Source organism: Dolichospermum sp. UHCC 0406 (genome assembly GCF_009712025.1).
GTDB lineage: Bacteria > Cyanobacteriota > Cyanobacteriia > Cyanobacteriales > Nostocaceae > Dolichospermum > Dolichospermum lemmermannii.
In genome coordinates, this window is the sequence record NZ_VILA01000041.1 from 1 (window position 1) to 420 (window position 420).

At 32.1% G+C, this 420-nt stretch carries 1 protein-coding gene; it reads left to right on the plus strand.

The window, feature by feature from the left end; translation table 11 throughout:
• The coding region (locus FJR09_RS24225) for an ISAs1 family transposase (protein WP_168654219.1) at window positions 1-420 on the plus strand (420 nt) is incomplete at both ends.

Here is a 420-nt window from a genome sequence, read left to right on the forward strand (position 1 = left end):
GATGGGGTGTCAAAAAGAGATAGTAAAATCAATTGCAGAAAAATCAGGCGAATATATTATCGCACTCAAAAAGAATCAAGGTAATTTATATAAGAATGTAGAAGAAATCTTCAAAGAAGCTATATCTAAAGGGTTTGAGGGATTCAAATATAGTGAATTTCATACAAAAGAAGACAAACATGGAAGAGAAGAGATTCGTCATTATCTCATGTTATCAGACATAGAAGAAAGAATAGATACTGATAAGAAATGGGTAAATCTTCAAAGTGTAGGAATGGTAGAATATATACGAAAAGTTAATGGAAAAACGAAGGTTGAGACAGGCTATTATATAAGTAGTTTGACAAATAATGCGAAATTACTAGGAGAATCAGTCCGCACTCATTGGGGTATAGAGAATTCATTACACTGGGTTTTAGA